The 23,602-nt window shown below is 72.9% G+C and carries 12 protein-coding genes and 1 rRNA gene; 10 read left to right on the forward strand and 3 right to left on the reverse strand.

The features are described from left to right. Both rrf and AB0J08_RS10115 read left to right on the forward strand, forming a co-directional pair. Positions 1 to 87, forward strand: a 5S ribosomal RNA gene (gene rrf / locus AB0J08_RS10110); the annotation flags it as partial. Positions 88 to 164: 77 nt separating this feature from the next. After that, the gene (locus AB0J08_RS10115) at positions 165 to 1,034 is read left to right on the forward strand and encodes a phosphatase PAP2 family protein (protein ID WP_360629926.1); all 870 of its coding nucleotides are present in this window, start codon (positions 165 to 167) and stop codon (positions 1,032 to 1,034) included. Positions 1,035 to 1,145: 111 nt separating this feature from the next. On the opposite strand, the gene AB0J08_RS10120 is transcribed toward AB0J08_RS10115, so the two are convergent. After that, positions 1,146 to 1,709: an acetate uptake transporter gene (locus AB0J08_RS10120; RefSeq protein ID WP_360629929.1), complete on the reverse strand. Its 564-nt coding sequence runs from the start codon at positions 1,707 to 1,709 to the stop codon at positions 1,146 to 1,148. Between the two features lie 354 nt (positions 1,710 to 2,063). After that, complete coding sequence (locus AB0J08_RS10125) at positions 2,064 to 4,625, reverse strand: SpoIIE family protein phosphatase (RefSeq protein ID WP_360629932.1); 2,562 nt, start codon at positions 4,623 to 4,625, stop codon at positions 2,064 to 2,066. Positions 4,626 to 5,166: 541 nt separating this feature from the next. Here AB0J08_RS10125 and AB0J08_RS10130 point away from each other — a divergent pair. The 8 genes from AB0J08_RS10130 (at position 5,167) to AB0J08_RS10165 (ending at position 18,195) form a co-directional block, all read left to right on the forward strand. Continuing rightward, a complete protein-coding gene (locus AB0J08_RS10130) occupies positions 5,167 to 9,699 on the forward strand; it encodes a HAMP domain-containing protein (RefSeq protein WP_360630209.1) in 4,533 nt (1,510 codons plus the stop codon). Between the two features lie 394 nt (positions 9,700 to 10,093). Next, positions 10,094 to 10,729 (forward strand): response regulator, encoded by a 636-nt coding sequence (locus tag AB0J08_RS10135; protein ID WP_360629935.1) that lies wholly within the window; start codon positions 10,094 to 10,096, stop codon positions 10,727 to 10,729. A 122-nt stretch (positions 10,730 to 10,851) separates the two neighbouring features. Then, complete coding sequence (locus AB0J08_RS10140) at positions 10,852 to 13,554, forward strand: DNA translocase FtsK (protein WP_360629938.1); 2,703 nt, start codon at positions 10,852 to 10,854, stop codon at positions 13,552 to 13,554. A 277-nt stretch (positions 13,555 to 13,831) separates the two neighbouring features. Next, positions 13,832 to 14,695 carry a RodZ domain-containing protein gene (locus AB0J08_RS10145; RefSeq protein ID WP_360629941.1) on the forward strand — a complete coding sequence of 288 codons (864 nt, stop codon included), beginning with the start codon at positions 13,832 to 13,834 and terminating at the stop codon, positions 14,693 to 14,695. A gap of 96 nt (positions 14,696 to 14,791) precedes the next feature. After that, positions 14,792 to 16,264 carry a 30S ribosomal protein S12 methylthiotransferase RimO gene (gene rimO / locus AB0J08_RS10150; RefSeq protein ID WP_360629944.1) on the forward strand — a complete coding sequence of 491 codons (1,473 nt, stop codon included), beginning with the start codon at positions 14,792 to 14,794 and terminating at the stop codon, positions 16,262 to 16,264. Continuing rightward, positions 16,261 to 16,899 carry a CDP-diacylglycerol--glycerol-3-phosphate 3-phosphatidyltransferase gene (pgsA, locus tag AB0J08_RS10155; protein ID WP_360629947.1) on the forward strand — a complete coding sequence of 213 codons (639 nt, stop codon included), beginning with the start codon at positions 16,261 to 16,263 and terminating at the stop codon, positions 16,897 to 16,899. Before rimO ends, pgsA begins: the two co-directional genes overlap by 4 nt. Before the next feature lie 14 nt (positions 16,900 to 16,913). Beyond that, positions 16,914 to 17,414: a CinA family protein gene (locus tag AB0J08_RS10160; protein ID WP_360629950.1), complete on the forward strand. Its 501-nt coding sequence runs from the start codon at positions 16,914 to 16,916 to the stop codon at positions 17,412 to 17,414. A gap of 412 nt (positions 17,415 to 17,826) precedes the next feature. After that, positions 17,827 to 18,195 (forward strand): helix-turn-helix transcriptional regulator, encoded by a 369-nt coding sequence (locus tag AB0J08_RS10165; RefSeq protein WP_329489809.1) that lies wholly within the window; start codon positions 17,827 to 17,829, stop codon positions 18,193 to 18,195. A 514-nt stretch (positions 18,196 to 18,709) separates the two neighbouring features. Here the strand turns inward: AB0J08_RS10165 and AB0J08_RS10170 are convergent. Next, positions 18,710 to 23,470 carry an ATP-dependent helicase gene (locus AB0J08_RS10170; RefSeq protein WP_360629953.1) on the reverse strand — a complete coding sequence of 1,587 codons (4,761 nt, stop codon included), beginning with the start codon at positions 23,468 to 23,470 and terminating at the stop codon, positions 18,710 to 18,712. Between the last annotated feature and the right edge of the window lie 132 nt (positions 23,471 to 23,602).

Consider the following 23,602-nt stretch of genomic DNA (forward strand, 5'->3'; position numbering starts at 1 on the left):
GGTTACATTCCGAACCCGGAAGCTAAGCCTCACAGCGCCGATGGTACTGCAGGGGGGACCCTGTGGGAGAGTAGGACGCCGCCGAACAATCATTCCAAAAAGACCCCCTCCCGATCGGGAGGGGGTCTTTTTGCGTTAACGTCTCTGCCAGCACAACCCGCTCGGTGGAGAGGCGCGAACCGTTGCAGAACCTGACCCTTACCTGGCAGTCCGCCGGGGGCGCCGCGGTCGCTCTCTACGGGGGCGCGTACGCGGCCTCCCGGGTGCGGCGTGCGCCGCTGTCGGCGCTGCTGCGGGAGGCAGGCACCCTGCTGGCGCTGTTCGCGCTCTGGCAGCTGGTCGGGCACCTCTCCCTGATGAGTGCCGAGCACGCGCTGGACCGGGCGAGCTGGATCCATCGGACGGAGCTCGCCATCGGGTTGCCGGACGAGGCGTCGTGGCAGGCAGCCGTGACGTCCTGCCCGGCGGTGGTGAAGGCGGCCAACTACTACTACGCCGCCATGCACTTCACGGTGATGATCGCGGTTCTGCTGTGGGTCTTCGTACGTCACCGGGCCCGCTACGCGTGGGTGCGGAACACGGTCGTGATCACGACGGCGATCTGCCTGGCGGTGCAGTTCATCCCGGTGGCGCCGCCCCGGATGCTGCCGCAGGAGGGGTTCGTGGACGTCGCGGCGGAGTACGGGCAGTCGGTGTACGGGGGCACGGTCGGTGGGATGGTCAAGGTCGCCCAGTTGTCGGCGATGCCCTCGGTGCACGTGGCCTGGTGCGTGCTGGCGGCGGTGGCGGTGATCAAGGTGTCGCCGAGCTCCTTGCGCTGGCTGGTGGTGCTGCACCCGGTGGTGACCGTCGCGGTCGTGGTGGTCACGGCCAACCACTTCTGGGCGGACGGCCTGGTCGCTGTGGTGATCCTGCTCTTCGCGTACGCCGTCCAGGCGGGCTACGGCGGGTGGCGTGGCGGCCGGGCGGCCGGGCGGCCGGATGCCGCGGTGGCCGACGCCCGGGCGGGGGAGCACGTCGGCACCGGCGGGTGACCGGCGCGGTGCGAACCGCCCGACCGCCCGGCCACCCGAAGGACGACAGGCCGGTGGGCCGGAGCTCCCCGAGTGGGGAGCTCCGGCCCACCGGTGTTGCGGCGTCGGGCGTTACTTGACCGGCAGCGCGGCCCGGCCCCACGCGCTGTTGGTCAGTGCCGCGGTGGCCCAGTACCAGGCGACCAGCCCGGAGGCCGCGGCGACCCAGCCGGCGAACTTGGCGAGACCGCCGGAGGTGCTGAAGGTCGCGATGGCGGAGAGCACCAGGGAGACGGTCAGCAGGCCGTACACCGCGCGGCTGAACAAGCCGGCGTTCCAGCCGGCGGCGGTGAGGGTGAGAGCGAGCAGGGCCCAGAGGAGCAGGAACAGGCCGGCCGCGTTCTTGCCGGCCCCGCCGGCGGCCGACCAGGTGGCCCAGAAGGCACCGAGGCTGGTGAACGCCGTTCCGGTGAAGCCCTCGCCGTTGCGGAGCTGCCAGATGCCTGCGATGAACAGGGTGAGGCCGCCGAGAAGGTGGGCGAGGTGGGCGGAGTCCCCGACCCCGGTGCCACTGAGGATGCCAGTGGAGAGGAGACCGTAGGCGAGGAGGGTCAGGCCGAGGGCGAGGTAACCGAGGTTCCCCGCGTCGGCTCCGGTGGAGCGGGCGTTCTGTGCCCCGGTAGCGTCGTTGCTCACCGGAGGCTCCTTTCACTCTGGGCGCGCGCAGGGCGCTGTGAACCGCTGAGGATGTTCGATGAGGTGGATGCGCGCGACCGCGCCGAGGGCGCACGACAGGAGCGTGCGACGGCTGCGGTCAGAATGATGGGCCAGCGGAAGAACTGCTGGTCGTGTCCCCGCCGGGGGATTCCCCGGTGAGATCGGTGTACCCGGCCGAACTGGCTTGTACCCTTGTGAATCGCACAATTTGTGGCGTCGTCAGCTGTGGAACGCTCACGGTCGGCCAGCTGTGGACGCCCGGCGGACGGAGCCGCTCGGCCGTGCGGCGGATCGACGGCCGCGGCGGGTGGCCCGCAGCCGGCGGGACCCCGGTCAGCCCGGGCGCTGGGTGGGTACGCGCAGCGTGAGGATCGCCATGTCGTCGGACGGCGGCTCCGGGGCGAACCGTTCGACGGCCCGCTGCACCCGCAGGGCGACCGCGCCGGCGGTCAGCCCGGTGCAGCCGGTGAGGACCTCGGCCAGGCCGTCGTCGCCCAGCATCCGCCGCCCCTCGCGGCGTTCGGTCACCCCGTCCGTGACGCAGAGCAGAACCTCGCCGGGGGAGAGGACCAAGTGCTCGGCGGTCAGGTCGAGTTCCTCCATCACCCCGAGCAGCGGCTGCGGAGTGGCGGCGCGGTCGACCTGGCCGTCGGTGCGCAGCCGCAGCGGCAGCGGGTGACCGGCACAGACCAGTGACAGCTCGGTGCTGCCGTCCGGCCGGGGCGTGAGCTCGCCGTAGAGCAGGGTGAGGAAGCGGCTGCGCGAACCCTCGTCCAGGATGGCCGCGTTGAGCCGGCTGAGGACCTGTGGGGCGTCCAGGCCCTCGCGGGCGAGCAGGCGCAGCGAGTGCCGGGCCAGACCGGTGACGGAGGCGGCCTCGGGGCCGGTGCCGCAGACGTCGCCGATGGCGAAGCCGTAGGTGCCCTCGCGGATGGTGAAGAGGTCGTAGAAGTCGCCGCCGACCTCGTTGCCCTCGCCGGCGGCCTGGTAGTAGACGTCCACCTCGACGCCCGGGATCTCGGGCAGGTCCGGCGGGAGCAGGCTGCGTTGCAGCGCCTGACTGGTGGCGGTGCGCTCGGAGTAGAGGCGGGAGTTGTCGAGCGCGAGGGCGGCGCGGCGGGAGAGGTCCTCGGCCAGTTCCAGGATCTCCTGGCGGAACCTCACACCGGCCGGGACACCGAGGGCGAGCAGGCCGATGACCCGGTTGCGGGCGACCAGCGGCAGGACGACCGTCTCGCCGAGCAGGCCGGAGAGTTCGGGGTTCTCGGTCAGCCCGCTCGCCCGGGCGGTCTCGGCCGGGGCCGCCCAGAAGCGGGCGCCGTGGGTGGGTCCGGAGTCCGGGGCGGCGGTCTTGTCGAGCAGGTCGCGCAGCGGGTCGATGCGGTCCTCGTCCTCGTGCAGCACGAAGGCGAGGGAGGCCGGGGCGCCATGGTCGCCGTTGGTGTAGACGGCGCACCAGGAGGCGAGGGTGGGGACGGCCATCTGGGCCATCAGGGCGAGCGTCTGCTCGTGCTCCAGGGTGCCGGCCAGCAGGTCGGAGGCCTCGACCAGGAAGGAGAGCGAGCCGCGGCGCAGCCGTTCGAGCTCGGTGAGCCGGGTGCTCTCGATGGCCAGGGCGACCCGGTCGGCGGCGAACTGCAGGCGCAGCGCGTCCTCGTTGTCGTAGCGGCCGGGCACGGCGGTGGCGATGCCCAGTGAGCCGATCAGCCGGCCCTCGACCTTGAGCGGGACGGTGAGCAGCGAGCGCATGCCGCTGCCGCTGAGCACCGGCAGGCCGGTGGGCCGCGTGGCGAGGTCCTCGTGGACGGACGGCAGGCGGGCGGAGTCGTAGCGGTTCCCGGTGTCGACGGGGAAGCGGGTGTGGCGGCGGTGTCCGGAGGTGAGGCCGGTGGCGGCGCGGACCTCGAACTCGGTCTCGTCCTCGGTGGTGAGCAGCAGGTAGGCGGCGTCCCCGTCGAGCAGGTCGCGGGCGCGTTCGACGGTGCGCTGGAGCAGGCTGTCCAGGTCGTCGGTGGCGGCGGGGCCGGCGAGCAGGTCGAGCCGGGAGCCGGTCGGGTCGGGCTTGTCGCCGGGCAGGGCCCGGGCGGGGGAGCGGAGCACCGCGCGGTCGGGTTCGAGGACGAGCAGGCAGAGCGTGGACGGGATGCCCTCGGTGTCGCGGATGCGGACCTGCAGGCCGTAGACCTCGACGGTCCGGCCGTCGGCGTGGCGCAGGCCGTAGCTCCCCTCCCAGCGGGCCAGCCGCAGCGTGGCGGACAGGCCGAGCCCGGTGCCGGGGCCCTGCGGCCAGACGGTCAGGTCGGCCCAGGGACGGCCGAGCACGGTGTCGGCCGGGTGCTGGAAGAGCGCCTCGGCGTCCGGGTTCCAGGCGAGGACGCGGCCGTCGTCGTCGAGCTGGACGACGGCGACGTGGACCGGGCCGGCGCTGCTGGGCAGTTCGCTGCCCGGGGTGGCGGGGACGGCGTAGCGGGTGCCGGTGACGTGCGCGGGCAGGGCGAGGCGGAACCAGACGGTCTTGCGGCCGGCGGAGTACTCGACGCCCCAGCATTCGGCGAGGGCGGAGCACATCAACAGGCCGCGGCCGCCCTCGCCGTCGGGGTCGGCGTAGCGGTCGGAGGCGGTGACGGGGACGTCGGCGAAGGCCGGCAGGCCGCGTTCGGGGTGGTGGTCGGTGACCTCGATCCGGACGGTCTCCTCCTCGCGCAGGCAGCAGACCTCGGCGGCGGTGCCGGCGTGCACGACGGCGTTGGTGACGAGTTCGCTGACCAGCACCACGGCGTCGTCGACGATTTCGGGCAGTCCCCAGCCCAGCAGCGCGTCCCGGACGAAGGAGCGGGCGGCCGAGGCCGACCGGCCGACGGGTTCGAAGGTGGCGGCTGCGCGCGCGGTGACCACGTTGCCACTTCTCCTCTGCTCTGGCGCTGGCTGTCCGGGTGCGGCGCCGATGTCCCCGTACGCGCCGGCGGGGTGAGCGGCGGCGCTGGGTCGGGTCGTGGCCCGGTGCAGCGCTCCACCCTACTTTCCGGTTGGTTCCCCGTGGGGGCGGGGCGCCGAAACAGGCACCTGAGGGTGATTCTGCCCACCTGTTTCGCTCGGGGCGGTACCAACCGAGCGCAACCGGCCGTATACCCGGCGCCAGTGCTGCCAGACTGGGGGGTCCGTGACGCCCGTGGGAGCAGTACGGTCGATGCGGGTTCCGGTGAGCCGCGAGGTCACCAGGACGCTGTTTGCGCCGGCCGGTGCCGCTTCGCGCCCCGAAAACGGGGCCCGGAGGTCACCGGACAGTTCACGATCTGGGAGGGGCCCGTTGAGTTCGGCCACCAAGGACGCAACCGGTACGACGCCGCCCGCCCAGCGTGGTGTGCGGTCCGGGGCCGCGCCGCGGAGCGCGGCCGGCCGGCGAGCGAACCACAGCCGCGGGGCGGAGCCGGCCGAGCTGCGCAAGCTGCTGGCCGCGCTGACCGCGATGCGCGACGGCAACTTCCGGCGCCGGCTGACCGTGCCCGGCGACGGTCCGCTGGCCGAGATCGCCGCGGTGTTCAACGAGGTCGCCGAGCGGAACCAGCACCTGACCGGTGAACTGGCCAGGGTCCGGCGCGCGGTGGGCCGTGAGGGCCGGCTGAACGAGCGGCTGGAGACGGGCGCCGGCGAGGGCGCCTGGATGGCGGCGGTCGACAACTGCAACGCGCTGATCGACGACCTGGCCCGGCCGATGGCCGAGGTGGGCCGGGTGCTGGCCTCGATCGCCGAGGGCGACCTGGACCAGAAGATGGAGCTGCGCTCGCTGCACAGCAACGGGGTGAGCCACCCGCTGCGCGGTGAGTACCTGAAGATCGGCCGGACGGTCAACGGACTGGTGGACCAGCTGTCGGAGTTCACCGACGAGGTGACCCGGGTGGCGCGCGAGGTCGGCACCGAGGGCAAGCTGGGCGGCCAGGCCAAGGTGCGCAGCGTCTCGGGCAGTTGGAAGGACCTGGCGGACTCGGTCAACACCATGGCCGGCCGGCTGACCGCGCAGGTGCGCAACATCGCGCAGGTGACGACGGCGGTGGCCAAGGGCGACCTGTCGCGCAAGGTCACGGTCGAGGTGGCCGGTGAGATGCTTGAGCTGAAGAACACCGTGAACACCATGGTGGACCAGCTCAACGGCTTCGCCGCGCAGGTCACCCGCGTCGCCAGGGACGTGGGGACGGAGGGCCGCCTCGGCGGTCAGGCGCAGGTGCCCGGTGTCGCGGGGGTCTGGCGGGACCTCACCGACTCGGTGAACTTCATGGCCGACAACCTGACCGGCCAGGTGCGCAACATCGCGCAGGTGACGACGGCGGTGGCGCGCGGGGACCTCTCGCAGAAGATCGAGGTGGACGCCCGGGGCGAGATCCAGGAGCTGAAGAACACCATCAACACGATGGTGGACCAGCTCTCCGGCTTCGCCGAGCAGGTGACCCGGGTGGCCCGCCAGGTGGGTACCGAGGGCCGTCTGGGTGGTCAGGCGCAGGTGCCGGGCGCGGCCGGGGTCTGGCGGGACCTCACCGACAACGTCAACTTCATGGCGAACAACCTCACCGATCAGGTGCGCAACATCGCGCAGGTGACGACGGCGGTGGCCAAGGGCGACCTCTCGCAGAAGATCCAGGTGGACGCGCGGGGCGAGATCCTGGAGCTGAAGAACACCATCAACACGATGGTGGACCAGCTGGGGGCCTTCGCGGACGAGGTGACCAGGGTCGCCCGGGACGTCGGGACCGAGGGCATCCTCGGCGGTCAGGCGAGCGTGCCGGGGGTCTCCGGCACTTGGAAGGACCTGACCAACAGCGTCAACCTGATGGCGAACAACCTGACCAGCCAGGTCCGCAACATCGCGGAGGTGACCACGGCGGTCGCGCGCGGGGACGTCTCCAAGAAGATCACCGTCGACGCCCGTGGCGAGATCCTGGAGCTGGTCACCACCGTCAACACCATGGTCGACCAGCTCTCGGCGTTCGCCGACGAGGTGACCAGGGTGGCGCGCGAGGTGGGTACCGAGGGGATCCTGGGTGGTCAGGCCCGGGTGCGCGGGGTGTCGGGCATCTGGAAGGACCTGACCGACAACGTCAACTTCATGGCGTCCAACCTGACCAGTCAGGTGCGCAACATCGCCGAGGTCGCCACCGCGGTGGCCAGCGGTGACCTCTCCAAGAAGATCACCATCGAGGCGCAGGGCGAGGTGGCGGCGCTGGCCGGCACCCTGAACACCATGGTCGACCAGCTGTCCGCCTTCGCGGTGGAGGTGACCCGGGTGGCCCGCGAGGTGGGCACCGACGGCATCCTGGGCGGCCAGGCGGGGGTGCCGGGTGTGGCCGGCATCTGGAAGGACCTGACCGACAACGTCAACCTGATGGCGAACAACCTGACCGGCCAGGTCCGCAACATCGCGCTGGTGATCACGGCGGTGGCGCGCGGCGACCTCTCGCAGAAGATCGACGTGGACGCGCGCGGCGAGATCCTGGAGCTCAAGACCAGCATCAACATCATGGTCGACCAGCTGGGGTCGTTCGCCGACGAGGTGACCCGGGTGGCCCGCGAGGTCGGCACCGACGGGCGGCTCGGCGGACAGGCCCGGGTGCCGGGGGTCGACGGCACCTGGCAGGACCTCACCGAGTCGGTGAACGAGCTGGCCAACAACCTGACCCGGCAGGTGCGCGCGATCGCCCAGGTCGCCACCGCGGTGACCAGGGGCGATCTCTCGCTGCGGATCGACGTGGACGCGTCCGGTGAGCTCGACGAGCTCAAGGACAACATCAACCAGATGATCGCCAACCTGCGCGAGACCACCCGGACCAACCAGGAGCAGGACTGGTTGAAGACCAACCTGGCCCGGATCTCCGGTCTGCTCCAGGGCCGCCGGGACCTGGAGGCGGTCGCCTCGCTGATCATGACCGAGCTGACCCCGGTGGTCTCGGCCCAGCACGGCGCCTTCTTCCTGGCCCAGCCGGCCGGCCGCACCGCCGAACTGATCACCGAGGACGACGACGAGAACGACACCGTGCTGCGGCTGATCGGCAGCTACGGCTACCAGCGGCGGGCGATGCCGACCACCTTCCGGCCCGGCGAGTCGCTGATCGGCCAGGCGGCGGTGGAGAAGCGCTCGATCATCCTCAAGGAGGCCCCGCCCGGGTACCTGAAGATCGCCTCGGGCCTCGGCGAGGCTTCGCCGGCCCACATCGTGGTGCTGCCGGTGCTGTTCGAGGGCCGGCTGCTGGGCGTGATCGAGCTGGCCACCTTCAGCTCCTTCACCACCGTCGCGCTGGACTTCCTCAACCAGATCGCCGATCTGATCGGCGTCACGGTCAACACCATCAGCGTCAACACCAAGACCGAGGGCCTGCTGCTGGAGTCCCAGCGGCTCACCGCCGAACTCTCGATGCGATCGGCCGAGTTGGAGGCGCGCCAGGAGGAACTGGAGCGGACCAACGAGGAGTTGCAGGAGAAGGCCGAGCAACTGGCGCAGCAGAACCGCGACATCGAGATCAAGAACAGTGAGATCGAGGAGGCCCGGCAGGTCCTGGAGGAGCGCGCCGAGCAGCTCGCCCTGGCCTCCCGCTACAAGAGCGAGTTCCTCGCCAACATGTCCCACGAGCTGCGCACCCCGCTCAACTCGCTGTTGATCCTGGCCAAGCTGCTCTCCGACAACAACGAGGGCAACCTCTCGCCCAAGCAGGTCGAGTTCGCCGACACCATCCACGGCGCCGGGTCCGACCTGCTCCAGTTGATCAACGACATCCTGGACCTCTCCAAGGTCGAGGCCGGCAAGATGGACGTCCGTCCGGCCCGGATCGCCCTGGTCCAGCTGGTCGACTACGTCGAGGCCACCTTCCAGCCGGTCGCGCTGGACAAGAACCTGGACTTCTCGGTGCGGGTCTCGTCGGCGCTGCCGGTCACCCTGCACACCGACGAGCAGCGGCTCCAGCAGGTGCTGCGCAACCTGATCTCCAACGCCGTCAAGTTCACGGACTCCGGCGCGGTGGACTTCTCGATCAGTCCGGCCGGCCACGACGTCCCGCAGCACGTCCGGGAGCGGCTGCTGGAGGCCGGCGCGATCCAGGGCCCGGACGACCCGCTGATCGCCTTCTCGGTCTCCGACACGGGCATCGGCATCCCGGGGAACAAGCTGCGGGAGATCTTCGAGGCCTTCAAGCAGGCCGACGGCACCACCAGCCGCAAGTACGGCGGCACCGGTCTCGGGCTCTCGATCAGCCGGGAGATCGCCCGGTTGCTCGGCGGTGAGATCCACGCCGAGAGCGAGCTGGGCAAGGGCTCCACGTTCACCCTCTACCTGCCGCTGCGCACCGAGGGCGGGGACGTCGCGCCGCAGTCCGCTCCGAACGTCCCGGCGATCCGGGCCTCGGTCGGGGTCACTCCGGCCGGTACGCCCGTCCCGGTCGGCGAGAACCCGGCCGACCACTGGGCCCAGGAGGTCCGCGAACTCGCCGAGGAGCGCCGCCGCGGTGCCGTCGAGCGCCGTCGCGCCGCCCTGGAGGGGCCGGCCGAGGGCCGGCTGCCGGTCGGCGGCCAGGTGGCCCGCCAGCCCTCCCGGGTGGACACCCGCTTCGACGGCGAGCAGGTGCTGATCGTGGACGACGACGTCCGCAACGTCTTCGCGCTCACCAGCGTCCTGGAGCAGCACGGCCTGACCGTCCTGTACGCCGAGAACGGCCGCGAGGGCATCGAGATGCTGGAGCAGCACGAGAACGTCGCGCTGGTCCTGATGGACATCATGATGCCGGAGATGGACGGGTACGCGACGACCGAGGCGATCCGCCGGATGCCGCAGTTCGCCGGGCTGCCGATCATCGCACTGACGGCCAAGGCGATGAAGGGCGACCGGGAGAAGTCCCTGGAGGCCGGTGCCACCGACCACATCACCAAGCCGGTGGAGACCGACCACCTGCTGACGGTGATGCACGAGTGGCTGGCGGCGCGGAAGTCCTAGCGTCCCTTCACCGCCGAGCCGCCGGGTCGCCGAACCGCCGAGCCGTCGAGCCGCCGAGCCGTCGAGCCGCCGAGCTGTGAGGCGCCGGGTCGCCGGGTCGCCGAACCGTGGGGGCGCGAACCCCGGAGCCCGCTCCGGGGTTCGCGCCTTTCGGGGCGCGGTTTGCTGGCGGGGAGGGCCGGGAACCCGGTAGGGTCACCGATCGTTGCGAACAGTGACCGGATGGCAACTCGCTGGTGAGCGTGCGCCGGGGCACTGGGTGCGCGTTGTCCCGGATCAGGTTGCGACGGGGCGATGTGCCGGGCGAGGGGGTGCGGCTAGCATGACCGGGGTAATGGTGGGCAGTGTGCGAGTGCCTTCCCCAGGCAGGCAGGCGACAGGAGGGCGGGTCCTAATGCAGAAGGCGAAGATCCTCCTGGTCGACGACCGGCCGGAGAACCTGCTGGCGCTGGAGGCGATCCTCTCGGCGCTGGACCAGACGCTGGTGCGCGCGGTCTCCGGTGAGGAGGCGCTCAAGGCGCTGCTCACCGACGACTTCGCGGTGATCCTGCTGGATGTCCAGATGCCAGGGATGGACGGCTTCGAGACGGCCGCCCACATCAAGCGCCGCGAGCGCACCCGGGACATCCCGATCATCTTCCTGACCGCGATCAACCACGGGCCGCACCACACCTTCCGCGGCTACGCGGCGGGCGCGGTGGACTACATCTCCAAGCCCTTCGACCCGTGGGTGCTGCGCGCCAAGGTCTCCGTTTTCGTCGACCTCTACATGAAGAACTGCCAGCTCAAGGAGCAGGCCGCGCTGCTGCGGCTGCAACTGGAGGCGGGCGGCGAACAGTCGGCCATCGGCGGTGCGCTGCTCGGCGAGCTGTCGGCGCGGCTGGCGTCGGTGGAGGAGCAGGCCGAGGCGCTCGTCAAGCAGCTGGACGGCACCGAGGACGGCGGGGTCGCGGCCACCGCGGTGCACCTGGAGCGCAAGCTGGCGGGTCTGCGGCGGGCGTTGGACGCGTTGCGCCCAGGGGTGGAGTAGCAGCGGTCGGGATCACCCGTCCGGGTGAAACCGGACCGGTGTGACGGTGTGTCTGCGACACGGCGGGGCACCCCGGCTCGGCGCATGGGCACAGGTGGTCGGCCCCGGTAGGCTGCTGAGCCATGGCCACACGTACGCCCGGAAGCGCGGCGCGCAACTCGAGTCCGGGACCGTCCAAGAAGGCCGCGGCGAAGGCTCCGGCCAAGCCGGCCGCGAAGCAGCCGGCCGCCAAGAAGGCCGCCCCGGCGAAGAAGGCGGCGGCCAAGCCCGCGCCGCCCGCCCCGCCGGCTCCGAGGCCGATACTCTTCCGGGCCGTCCGGGCCGTCTGGCTCGGCCTGGCGCACGGGGTCGGCGCGGTCTTCCGCGGCTTCGGCGACGGCGCCAAGAACCTGGACCCGGCGCACCGCAAGGACGGCATCGGCCTGCTGCTGTTCGCGCTCGCGCTGGTCACCGCGGCCGGTACCTGGTTCAGCCCGCAGGGCTGGCTCGGCGAGGCCGCCACCAACGTGGTCTCCGGGCTCTTCGGCCGCCTGGACGTGCTGGTGCCGTTCCTGCTGGCGGCCGTCGCGGTCCGGCTGATGCGTCACCCGGAGCTGCCGGAGGCCAACGGGCGGATCATGATCGGTCTGAGCGCGCTGGTGGTCGGCGTGCTCGGTCTCGTCCACATCGGGTGCGGCGCGCCCATGATGGGCAGCGGTGCGACCCGGATAAGGGCCGCCGGCGGCATCGTCGGCTGGGCCGTCTCCACCCCGATGATGGCCGCCGCCGGACCGCCGCTGGCGGTGCCGCTGCTCCTGCTGCTGGCCTTCTTCGGCCTGCTGGTGACCACCGCCACCCCGGTCAACCGGATTCCCGAGCGGCTGCGCGCCGCCGGAGTGCGGCTCGGCGTGGTCGAGGCCGGTCCGCAGGAGGCGTTCGCCGAGGGGCGTACGCCGGAGCGCGAGCTCTCCACCGAGCCGCCGGAGGACGCGGATCCCTCGGCGCTGCCGTTCACCGTGGACACCGGCACCCCGCAGGACGAGATCGCCGCCCGTCGGCGCCGCCGCCGGCGCAAGCAGCTGGACGACCCGGAGCTGTCCTCCAGCGTCCCCGACCTGCTCGCCAAGGACCCGTTCGGCAAGGAGCCGGAGGACCCGTACGCCACCCGGGACCTCGCCGCCGGCGCCGCCGCCGACCTGGACGGCGCGCTGGTCTACGGGGTGCCCGCCTCCTCGGCGGTGGCGGACATGATGCACCAGGTGCAGGACCGCACCGCCCCGCCGGAGGAGGCCGCGGTGCCGCCCGCCCGCAGCGGCGGCCAGCCGGCCCCCGAGGAGCACGGCCCGGCGCCGGCACGGATGGAGCAGCTCCAGCTCTCCGGTGACATCACCTACGCGCTCCCCCCGCTCGACCTGCTGGAGCGCGGTGGCCCGGCGAAGGCCCGCAGTGCCCTCAACGACGAGGTGGTGGCCCAGCTCACCAGCACCTTCTCCGAGTTCAAGGTGGACGCCAAGGTCACCGGCTTCACCCGGGGGCCGACGGTCACCCGGTACGAGGTCGAGCTGGGGCCGGCCGTCAAGGTGGAGCGGATCACCGCGCTCGGCAAGAACATCGCGTACGCGGTGGCCAGCCCGGACGTGCGGATCATCAGCCCGATCCCGGGGAAGTCCGCGGTCGGCATCGAGATCCCCAACCGGGACCGCGAGATGGTCAACCTCGGGGACCTGCTGCGCTCGCGCACGGCCGCCGAGGACACCCATCCGATGGTGGTCGGCATGGGCAAGGACGTCGAGGGCCACACCGTGATGGCCAACCTCGCCAAGATGCCGCACATCCTGGTGGCCGGCGCGACCGGCGCCGGCAAGTCGTCGTGCATCAACTGCCTGATCACCTCGGTACTGGCCCGGGCCACTCCGGACGAGGTGCGGATGGTGCTGGTCGACCCCAAGCGGGTCGAGCTGACCGCGTACGAGGGCATCCCGCACCTGATCACGCCGATCATCACCAACCCCAAGAAGGCCGCCGAGGCCCTCCAGTGGGTGGTGCGCGAGATGGACCTGCGCTACGACGACCTCGCCGCGTTCGGCTTCCGGCACGTGGACGACTTCAACGCGGCCGTGAAGGCCGGCAAGGTGACCGCGCCGCTGGGCAGCGAGCGCGAGCTGACCCCGTACCCGTACCTGCTGGTGATCGTCGACGAGCTGGCCGACCTGATGATGGTCGCCCCGCGCGACGTCGAGGACTCGGTGGTCCGGATCACCCAGCTGGCCCGGGCGGCCGGCATCCACCTCGTGCTGGCCACCCAGCGGCCCTCGGTGGACGTGGTCACCGGACTGATCAAGGCCAATGTGCCGTCCCGGCTGGCGTTCGCCACCTCGGCGATGGCCGACTCCCGGGTCATCCTGGACCAGCCCGGTGCGGAGAAGCTGATCGGCAAGGGTGACGCGCTCTTCCTCCCGATGGGAGCGAGCAAGGCGATCCGCATGCAGGGCGCGTTCGTCACCGAGGCGGAGATCGCCGCCGTGGTCCAGCACTGCAAGGACCAGCTGACGGCGGTCTACCGGGACGACGTGACGGTCGGCGGCGGGCCGAAGAAGGAGATCGACGAGGAGATCGGCGACGATCTGGACCTGCTGATCCAGGCTGCCGAGCTGGTCGTCTCCACCCAGTTCGGCTCCACCTCCATGCTCCAGCGCAAGCTGCGGGTCGGCTTCGCCAAGGCCGGCCGGCTGATGGACCTGATGGAGTCGCGCGGGATCGTCGGCCCGAGCGAGGGCTCCAAGGCCCGCGACGTCCTGGTGAAACCGGACGAGCTGGACGGGGTCATCGTCGGCATCCGCGGCTGACCGCCGCGCACCGGACTCAGCGTGCCCCTGAGGGGGTGTTCACTCGTTCGGAGGAGGGTAGGCGCGGTGCGCGGAACCGATCCGACGTGCACCGCGTCACAGGGCGGAAGGAACGGCCTCCGGAAACGGCGGCCCCGCCCTGACGGCCGTTCAGTGGCCGATCGGAACCAGACCCGGGCGGGTGTGCGCATTCGGTCCTGTCCCGCTTGAGAAACGATCCACCCCCGCCCCTAGACTGTTCTCCAGCAGGTGGCCATCCGCTCGAAAGGCGTGCCCCGTGACCATCGGCAAGTCCCCCGATCGCGAGAACGCTCCCTCGTCCGCCGAGCTGTCCGGCGCCGCGGAGCACGCGGCCGATGCCCCGAGCATCGGCCGGGTGCTGTCCGTCGCCCGGATCGACGCCGGCCTCACGGTCGATCAGGTGAGTACCGCCACCCGGGTCCGGGTGCCGATCGTGCATGCCATCGAGGAGGACGACTTCGCCCGATGCGGTGGCGATTTCTACGCCCGTGGCCACATCCGCGCCATCGCCCGGGCGGTCGGCGTGGACGGCGAGGCGCTGGTGGCGCGGTACGACGCCGCGCACGGCGGCGCCCCCGCGGGCAAGCGGCCCACCCAGCTGATCGACAGCGGGCCGATCAAGGTGCCCGGCCGAGGCCGGCCGAACTGGACGGCCGCCATGGTGGCCGCGATCTTCGCGGTGGTCGCCCTGATCGGCTTCAACCTGGTGAGCGGCAAGACCGGCGGTTCGACCACCGGCTCCGCCAGCGCACCGCTGCCCAGCGGCTCCGGCACCGGCTCGGTCGCCCCCGCCGCCTCGCCGAGCGTCCAGCCGCCCGCCCCGGCGCCCAGCGCCGCGGCGATCGCGGCCGCACCGGCCGACAAGGTCACCGTGAAGCTGGTCGCCGAGAAGGACACCAGCTGGGTCTCGGCGCTGGACGGCAGCGGCAAGTCGCTGTTCCAGAACAACATCGCCGAAGGCCAGGACCAGACCTTCACCGACCCCAAGCAGATCAAGTTGGTGATCGGCAACGCGGGTGCCGTGCACGTGTACGTCAACGGCAAGGACCTCGGTCCGGCGGGGAAGAACGGCCAGGTGGTGCACGTCACGTACACCCCCGGCGACCCGCAGGCGGGCTGATAGCAGGGGCCGTACGGCCCGGCGAAGATCTGGTAATCCGAGGCGCGCGGCCTCCGGGGCGAACGGCACCGGAGGCCGCGCGTTAATCTTGGCCCTATGCCTGAACGCCGTACTGTCGCCCTTGTCACGCTCGGATGCGCCCGCAACGAGGTGGACTCCGAGGAACTCGCCGGGCGACTGGAGGCCGACGGCTGGTTGCTGGTCGACGACGCCGCCGAAGCCGACGTCGCCGTCGTCAACACCTGCGGCTTCGTCGAAGCCGCCAAGAAGGACTCCGTCGACGCCCTGCTGGAGGCCAACGACCTCAAGGGGCACGGCCGAACCCAGGCCGTCGTCGCGGTCGGCTGCATGGCCGAGCGGTACGGCAAGGAGCTGGCCGACGCGCTGCCCGAGACGGACGGTGTGCTCGGCTTCGACGACTACTCCGACATCTCCGACCGCCTGCAGACCATCCTCTCCGGCGGCCACCACGCCCCGCACATCCCGCGCGACCGCCGCAAGCTGCTGCCGCTGAGCCCGGTCGAGCGCCAGGCCGCAGCCGCCGAGGTCGCCCTCCCGGGCCACGGGGCCCCCGAGGACCTGCCCGAGGGCGTCGCCCCGGCCTCCGGGCCACGCACCCTGCGCAAGCGGCTGGACGACAACCCGGTCGCCTCGGTGAAGCTCGCCTCGGGCTGCGACCGCCGGTGCTCCTTCTGCGCCATCCCGGCCTTCCGCGGCTCGTTCATCTCGCGCCGCCCCTCCGACGTGCTGCAGGAGGCCCAGTGGCTGGCCGCCCAGGGCGTCCGTGAGGTGGTGCTGGTCAGCGAGAACAACACCTCCTACGGCAAGGACCTCGGCGACATCCGGCTGCTGGAGACGCTGCTCGGCGAGATCTCCGCGATCGAGGGCGTCGAGCGGGTCCGGGTCTCCTACCTGCAGCCGGCCGAGATGCGGCCCGGGCTGATCGACGCGATGACCGGCACCACCGACGTGGTGCCCTACTTCGACCTCTCGTTCCAGCACTCGGCGCCCGCGGTGCTGCGCCGGATGCGGCGGTTCGGGTCCACCGACCAGTTCCTGGAGCTGCTCGGGACCATCCGCGGCAAGGCCCCGCAGGCCGGCGCCCGCTCCAACTTCATCGTCGGCTTCCCCGGGGAGACCGAGGAGGACTTCGCCGAGCTGGAGCGGTTCGTCACGCACGCCGGCCTCGACGCGATCGGCGTCTTCGGCTACTCCGACGAGGACGGCACCGAGGCCGCGACCTATGAGGGCAAGCTGCCCGAGGACGTGGTGGCGGACCGGCTGAACCGGCTCTCCAGGCTCGCCGAGGAGATGACCGCCCAGCGGGCCGAGCAGCGGATCGGCACCGAGATCGAGGTGCTGATCGAATCGGTCGACGGCGACCTGGTCGAGGGCCGCGCCGCCCACCAGGCCCCCGAGACGGACGGTCTCACCACGCTCACCGGCGTGGAGGACCCGGAGGTCGGCCGGTTCTACCGGGCCCGCGTGGTCGCCAGCGAGGGCGTCGACCTGGTCGCCGAGGCGCTGGAGCAGGTCCGGGTCCGCCAGGCCGTGGGAGCCGGGGAATGACCAAGGGGCCCGGCGCCCCGGCCGCGGCTCACCCGGGCAGACCGGCGGCCGCGGTGCCGCCGGCACCCGGAATCTGGAACATCGCGAACATGCTCACGATGCTCCGGCTGCTGCTGGTGCCGGTCTTCGTGGCGCTGCTCTTCGCCGACGGCGGCCACGACCCCAAGTGGCGCGCGGTGGCCTGGGCCTCGTTCGCCGTCGCGATGATCACCGATCTGTTCGACGGCGAGCTGGCCCGTCGCAAGGGCCTGGTCACCGACTTCGGGAAGATCGCCGACCCGATCGCCGACAAGGCGATCATGGGCTCGGCGCTGATCGGCCTCTCGGTGCTGGGCGACCTGCCGTGGTGGGTCACGATCGTCATCCTGGCCCGCGAGCTGGGCATCACCCTGATGCGGTTCTGGGTGATCCGCTACGGGGTCATCCCGGCCAGCCGGGGCGGCAAGCTGAAGACGCTCACCCAGGGCATCGCGGTCGGCATGTACGTGCTGGAGCTGACCGGCTGGCTGGCCACCGCCCGGGCCGTGCTGATGACGCTGGCGGTGCTGCTGACCGTCGCGACCGCGCTGGACTACGTCGGGCAGGCGCTGCGCCTGCGCCGTGAGGGGCTGGCCGCGGAGCGCGCGGGCCGGTGAAGGAGGCGAACGGGGTGGGGTCCGGAGTGGACTACGAGCTGGCGCTGAAGGCGCACGCCGTGCTGCGCGGGGAGGGCAGCACGGTGGCGGTCGCCGAGTCGCTCACCGGTGGGCTGCTGGCGGCCGCGCTGGTCGACGTCCCGGGGGCGTCGGCGACCTTCCGGGGGTCGGTCACCGCGTACGCGACCGGGCTGAAGGCCTCGGTGCTCGGCGTCGACGAGGGCCTGCTGGCCGTGCACGGGCCGGTCCACCCGCTGGTGGCCCGGCAGATGGCCGAGGGCGTGCGGCGGCTGCTGGGTGCCACGTACGGGCTCGCGACCACCGGGGTGGCCGGGCCGGAGCCCCAGGACGGGCAGCCGGTGGGCACGGTACACCTCGCGGTGGCCGGCCCGGGGGGAACTCTGGTCAGTTCGCCGCGGCTGTCGGGGGACCGTGCCACAATCCGTCACGGGGCGGTGACCGCCGCCCTGGAACTGCTCGTCGGGCGGCTTCCGTCCGGTGCGCCCACGCACTGACCCGCCGCCCACTCACCGTGCCCGCCGCGCCGCTCGCCGCCGTGCACCGCCCGCCGCCGACGGCGTCGTCCCGACCCCGTTCCGGCCGCCGGGCGGACACCTCCGGGCGGATCTCCACCGAACCGAGACCTGGCGAACCGGCGTACGGGGATGAGCCGGCTGGAGGATCGTGTTACATCGGAGGTCCTGGTTGGGCAGAAACCGGGTGGCGAACGAGTGGCGTGGCGGTGGCCCGGGTGCCGCACAGAGGGTACGACGAGGTGCGCGCGAGCCCGGGTGCGACACCGAAACAGGGGAGGGGACAGCCTTGCAGCCCAGAGTGAACACGACCATGGTCCCCGCACGCGAAGCGGGCAAGGCGGTACGGTGGGGGCGTGACATCTCGATCCGCAGTCCGAGGAGGGAGGCACCGATGATCCTGCTCCGTCGCCTACTGGGCGATGTACTGCGTCGGCAGCGCCAGCGCCAGGGCCGCACACTTCGCGAGGTGTCGGCAGCAGCCAGGGTTTCGCTCGGTTACCTCTCCGAGGTCGAGCGGGGACAGAAGGAGGCCTCCTCGGAGCTGCTCTCCGCGATCTGCGACGCACTGGACGTTCGAATGTCCGAGGTCATGCGCGAGGTCAGCGATGAACTCTCGCTCGCCGAACTTGCGGCGATGTCCAGCCTCTCCGAAGGTGAACTGCTGAGGCCGGTGCTCGAACCGGTACCGCTGCCCGCCCCCGGCAACGACCGGGCGAACCTCTCGCCCAAGGCCGCCGCGATGGACGTGGTCGCCGCCTGACCTGGCCTCGACGCCCGGGCGCCTGGTGCCCGGGGCGAGCGAAGGAGGCCGGTCGTGCGGAAGGCAGCAACGGCGTTCACCGAGGCCCGAATACGGCTGGGGCAGCTGGTGCCCCGGCCTTTTCGTCGGCTTCTGCCGGCGCTGGTGGCCGGGCTCGGCGGCTGGCTGGTGTTCCGGGGACAGCCCGCGGACGGAGCCGTGCTGGGGCTCCTCGCGGCCGGCGGGTGGGGGCTCGGCCTGATTCCGGTCCATGCCGACTGGCGGTCGACCGGACCGGTTCGGTGCCGAACGGGTGAGGCGAGGGCCCGTCCGGAGGCGGAGCCTCCGATCGGGTGACACGAGCGATGCGGTGCGAAGGCCGCGAGACGGGGTTCCCGGCTCCCGGCCTTCGCCGTGTCCGGCCGGCCTGCACCGGCCGGGCCGGGTCTTCATCGGGCCGGGTGTCCGTCGGGAGGGGTGTCCGGCGGATGTGGATTCCGGACCGGTCGGGGCCGCGGCCCGCGGCCCGGGTGTGTCAGGGCCGCAGCCGCAGGCCCCGTGGGGTGGCGTGGAAACCGGCCTCCTCCAGTGCGGCGCCGAGTACGGAGCCGAGGGCGGGCACGCCGTTGGCCCGTTCGACGGTGACGCTGCCGAGCGCTCCCGCGCGAACCGCCGAGGCCAGCGCGGCCGTCGCCGCGGCGAGCGTGCCCTCGTCCTCCGGCCAGGCCAGCAGGGACTTGCCGCCCCGCTCGACGTAGAGGCTCAGCTCGCCGTCGACCAGGACCACCAGGGCGCCGGCCTTGCGCCCGGGCCGGTGCGCCCGAGCCTCCTTGGTCTCCTTGCCCGCCCCGGTCTCCTTGGCACCCGGCGCGGCCGGCGGATCGGGCCAGGGCAGAGCCGCGCCGTAGGCGTTCGCCGGGTCGGCGGCGGCCAGCACCAGCACCTGCGGCGGCTCGGCCGCCGGCCCGGCCGGCCATTCGGTGGCCCGGGCCCGCTCCAGCCGCCCGTTGACCGACCTCAGCCGGTCCGCGGCGCCGTCCATGGCGAACTGGGCACCGCCCAGGCCCTCCACGAAGTACCCCCGGCGGGCCCGGCCGCGCTCCTCCATCGCGGCCAGCACCCGGTAGACCCCGGCGAAGCCGCCCGGGACCCGCTCGGCCGCCACCGCGCCCCGGGTGAGCAGACCGTGCCGGTCCAGCAGGCTCTGGGCCTGCGTGGTGGCCCGGACCGTCGGGTCGGCGTCGAAGGCCGGCAGCAGCGACCAGCGCCCGGCCACCGTCGGCGGCCCGCTGCGCAGGGCTCCGCCGGCCCGGCCGAAGGCGCGGCCCGCCCCGCCGTAGCGCCCGCGCGGGGTGGCCCGGGGCGCCCGGTGCGCGGTGGCTCCGGCCGTCCGGCCGGAACCGAGCAGGGCCCGCAGCGGGGCGAGGGTGTCGTTGCTGACGTACCCGGCCCAGACCAAGTCCCAGAGGGCCTCGACGAGCTCGGCCTCGGCGGTGTCGGGGAGCTGCGCGACGAGCTGGCGGAAGAAGAGCCCGTAGCCGCCGGCCAGCGACTCCATCAGCGCGGAGTGCACGGGCGTGACGGCGGGCGGGACGGGCTCGGGACGCAGCAGGTGGGCGTTCTCGGCGAGGTGCAGGCTGATCCAGCCGTCCTTGCCGGGCAGCGCGCCGGCGCCGGACCAGCCGATCTCACCGGCTGCCATCAGCTCGTCCAGCAGGCCGGGGGAGTAGTCGGCGAGTCGGGCCGGGAGGATCAGTTTCTCCAGGGCGGAGGCGGGCAGGGCGGTGCCCTGGAGCTGCTCGACCACGCGGAGCAGGCCGTCGGGGCCGCGCAGCCGGTGGCCGGCCAGGTGCTGCCACTGCGGGAGGAAGGCGGCCAGGGCGCGCGGTGGGACGGCCTCGACCTCCTGGCGCAGCGCGGCCAGCGAGCGGCGGCGCAGCCGGCGCAGCACTTCGGCGTCACACCACTCGACGGTGGCGAGATGGCCGTCGGGGGAGGGGGACGCCTGCGACGCGGGGTGGCGGGCGTCGGGCGGGCGGAACTCGCCCTGCACCAGGCGGCCGGCGGCGGTGAGCCGCTGGAGGGTGCCGGCGACCACCGCGCTGCCGAGACCGAAGCGGGCGGCGGCCTCGACGGCGGTGAACGGGCCGTGGGTGCGGGCGTACCGGGCGAGGAGATCGCCCAGAGGGTCCTTGACCGGCTCGGTGAAGGCCTCGGGGACGCCGACCGGCAGGGGCGTGCCCAGGGCGTCGCGCAGCCGGCCCGCGTCCTCGACGGCGGCCCAGCACTGCTCGCCGGCGATCCGGACCGCGATCACCCGGCGGGCGGCTTCGAGCTCCAGGGCCCAGAGCGGTTCGGCGCCGCGGGCGGTCAGCTCGGCCTCGGTGAGCGGGCCGAGCAGCCGCAGGGCGTCGGCGACGCCCTCGGCGTCCTTGACCCGCCGCTCGGGGGTGAGGCGCTGGAGCTCCGCCTCCAGCTCGGCGAGGACCTGCGGGTCCAGCAGTTCGCGCAGCTCGGCCTGGCCGAGGAGCTCGGAGAGCAGCCGGGAGTCGAGCGACAGGGCGGCGGCCCGGCGCTCGGCGAGCGGGGAGTCGCCTTCGTAGAGGAACTGGGCGACGTAGCCGAAGAGCAGCGAGCGGGCGAACGGGGAGGGCTCGGGCGTGGTCACCTCGACCAGGCGGACGGCACGGGATTCGAGGTCCCGCATCAGCTCGACCAGACCGGGGACGTCGAAGACGTCCTGGAGGCACTCCCGGACGGCTTCCAGGACGATCGGGAAGGAGCCGTACTCGGCGGCGACCTCCAGGAGCTGCGCGGAGCGCTGGCGCTGCTGCCAGAGCGGGGTGCGCCGGCCGGGGCTGCGCCGGGGGAGCAGCAGGGCGCGGCCGGCGCACTCGCGGAACCGGGAGGCGAACAGGGCCGAGCCGCCGACCTGGTCGGTGACGAGCTGCTCGATCTCGCCGGAGTCGAACAGGGCGGCGTCGGCGCCGACCGGGGCGTCGTCGGGCACCGCCTGTTCCACGGGGAAGTCGAGCAGGTCGGCGTCGGGGAGGCGGAGCACGATGCCGTCGTCGGCGTGCATGACCTGCGGGTCCAGGCCGTGCTTCTCCCGCAGCCGGGCGCCGATCGCGAGGGCCCAGGGGGCGTGCACCTGGGCCCCGAAGGGGGAGTGGATGACGATCCGCCAGTCGCCGAGCTCGTCGCGGAAGCGCTCGACCACGATGGTGCGGTCGTCCGGGAGGTGGCCGCAGGCGGTGCGCTGTTCGGCGAGGTAGCCGAGCAGGTTCCCCGCGGCCCAGTCGTCCAGGCCGGCCTGCCGGAGCCGGGTGGTGGCGGCCGCGGGCTCCAGGGCGCCGAGCTCGCGGGTGAACGCGCCGAGCGCGCGACCGAGTTCGAGAGGGCGGCCGAGGGTGTCGCCCTTCCAGAACGGGAGGCGGCCGGGCACCCCCGGCGCGGGGGTCACCAGCACCTTGTCGTGGGTGATCTCCTCGATCCGCCACGAGGTGGTGCCGAGGGTGAAGACGTCGCCGACGCGGGACTCGTAGACCATCTCCTCGTCGAGCTCTCCCACCCGGCGGCCGCCGCCGCCCTTCTTGCCCGCTTCGGCGTCGGCCGCCTCGGAGCCGGCGATGAAGACGCCGAACAGGCCGCGGTCGGGGATCGTGCCGCCGGAGGTGACGGCGAGCCGCTGGGCGCCGGGGCGGCCGGTGACGGTGCCGGCCACGCGGTCCCAGACCAGGCGGGGGCGGAGCTCGGCGAAGGCGTCCGAGGGGTAACGGCCGGCCAGCATGTCGAGCACGGCGTCGAAGGCGGACTGCGGCAGGGTGGCGAACGGCGCGGCCCGGCGGACCAGGGCGAGCAGGTCGTCCACCGGCCAGGTGTCGAGCGCCGTCATGGCGACGAGCTGCTGGGCGAGTACGTCCAGCGGGTTGCGCGGGATGCGCAGCGCCTCGATCCGGCCGGCCCGCATCCGCTCGGTGACCACGGCGGACTGCACCAGGTCACCCCGGTACTTGGGGAAGAAGACGCCGGTGGAGACGGCGCCGACCTGGTGGCCGGCCCGGCCGACCCGCTGGAGGCCGGAGGCGACCGAGGGCGGTGACTCGACCTGGACGACCAGCTCGACGGTGCCCATGTCGATGCCGAGCTCCAGACTGGAGGTGGCGACGACGGCGGGCAGCCGGCCGGCCTTCAGCTCCTCCTCGACCAGGGCGCGCTGCTCCTTGGAGACCGAGCCGTGGTGGGCGCGGGCGATGACCGGCGGGGCGCCCTTGGCGACGCCGGACTCGGCCATCAGCTGGGCGGGTGCGTGCGCCTCCGGCAGTGGCACGCCGGCGGTGCGTTCGTAGGCGATCTCGTTGAGCCGGTTGCAGAGGCGCTCGGCGAGCCGGCGGGAGTTGGCGAAGACGATGGTCGAGCGGTGGGCCTGGACGAGGTCGACGATCCGCTCCTCGACGTGCGGCCAGATCGAGGCGCCGCCGGCCTGGCGTTCGCCGTCGGCGCCGCCGCCGGAGGTGGGGGCGGGCGGCAGATCGTCCAGGTCGGGGACGGGGACGACCACCGAGAGGTCGAACTCCTTGGTGCTGGCGGGCTGGACGACGGTGGCCCCGCGCCGCGGGCTGAGGTAGCGGGCCACCTCCTCGACCGGGCGGACCGTGGCGGAAAGGCCGATCCGGCGGGCCGGGCGCTCCAGCAGCTCGTCCAGCCGCTCCAGGGAGAGCGCGAGGTGGGCGCCGCGCTTGGTGCCGGCCACGGCGTGCACTTCGTCCAGGATCACCGTGTCGATGCCGCGCAGCGCCTCCCGGGCCGCGGAGGTGAGCAGCAGGAAGAGCGACTCGGGGGTGGTGATCAGGATGTCCGGCGGGTGAGTGGTGAAGCGGCGCCGGTCGGCGGCGGGGGTGTCGCCGGAGCGGATGCCGACCTGGACCTCGGGCTCGGGCAGGCCGAGCCGGACGGCGGCCTGGCGCAGGCCGGCCAGTGGGGCGCGCAGGTTCCGCTCGACGTCGACCGCGAGGGCCTTGAGCGGCGAGATGTAGAGCACCCGGCAGCGGCGCTTCGGCTCGGCGGGGGGCGGCGTGCTGCTGAGGTGGTCCAGCGCGGAGAGGAAGGCGGCGAGCGTCTTGCCGGAGCCGGTGGGGGCGACCACCAGGACGTCCGTCCCCCGGGCGATGGCGTGCCACGCCTCGGCCTGGGCGGTGGTGGGCGCGCGGAAGGCGCCCGTGAACCAGGCCCGGGTGGCCGGGGCGAATCCGGCCAGCGGGTCGGTGGGCGGCTGGGGCTGGGTCTGCGGCGCCATGCCCCCATGGTGCCGGGTGGCACTGACAAAGGGACGGGTGCGCGGCGGGGCCCGGGTGAGGGGACGGGTGGGAGGCGCGGCCCGGGCCGCTGGGAAGGGCGAGCGGGCCGCCGGGAAGGGCGCGCGGGCCGC

This window comes from Kitasatospora sp. NPDC050463, assembly GCF_040655255.1.
Taxonomy (GTDB): domain Bacteria; phylum Actinomycetota; class Actinomycetes; order Streptomycetales; family Streptomycetaceae; genus Kitasatospora.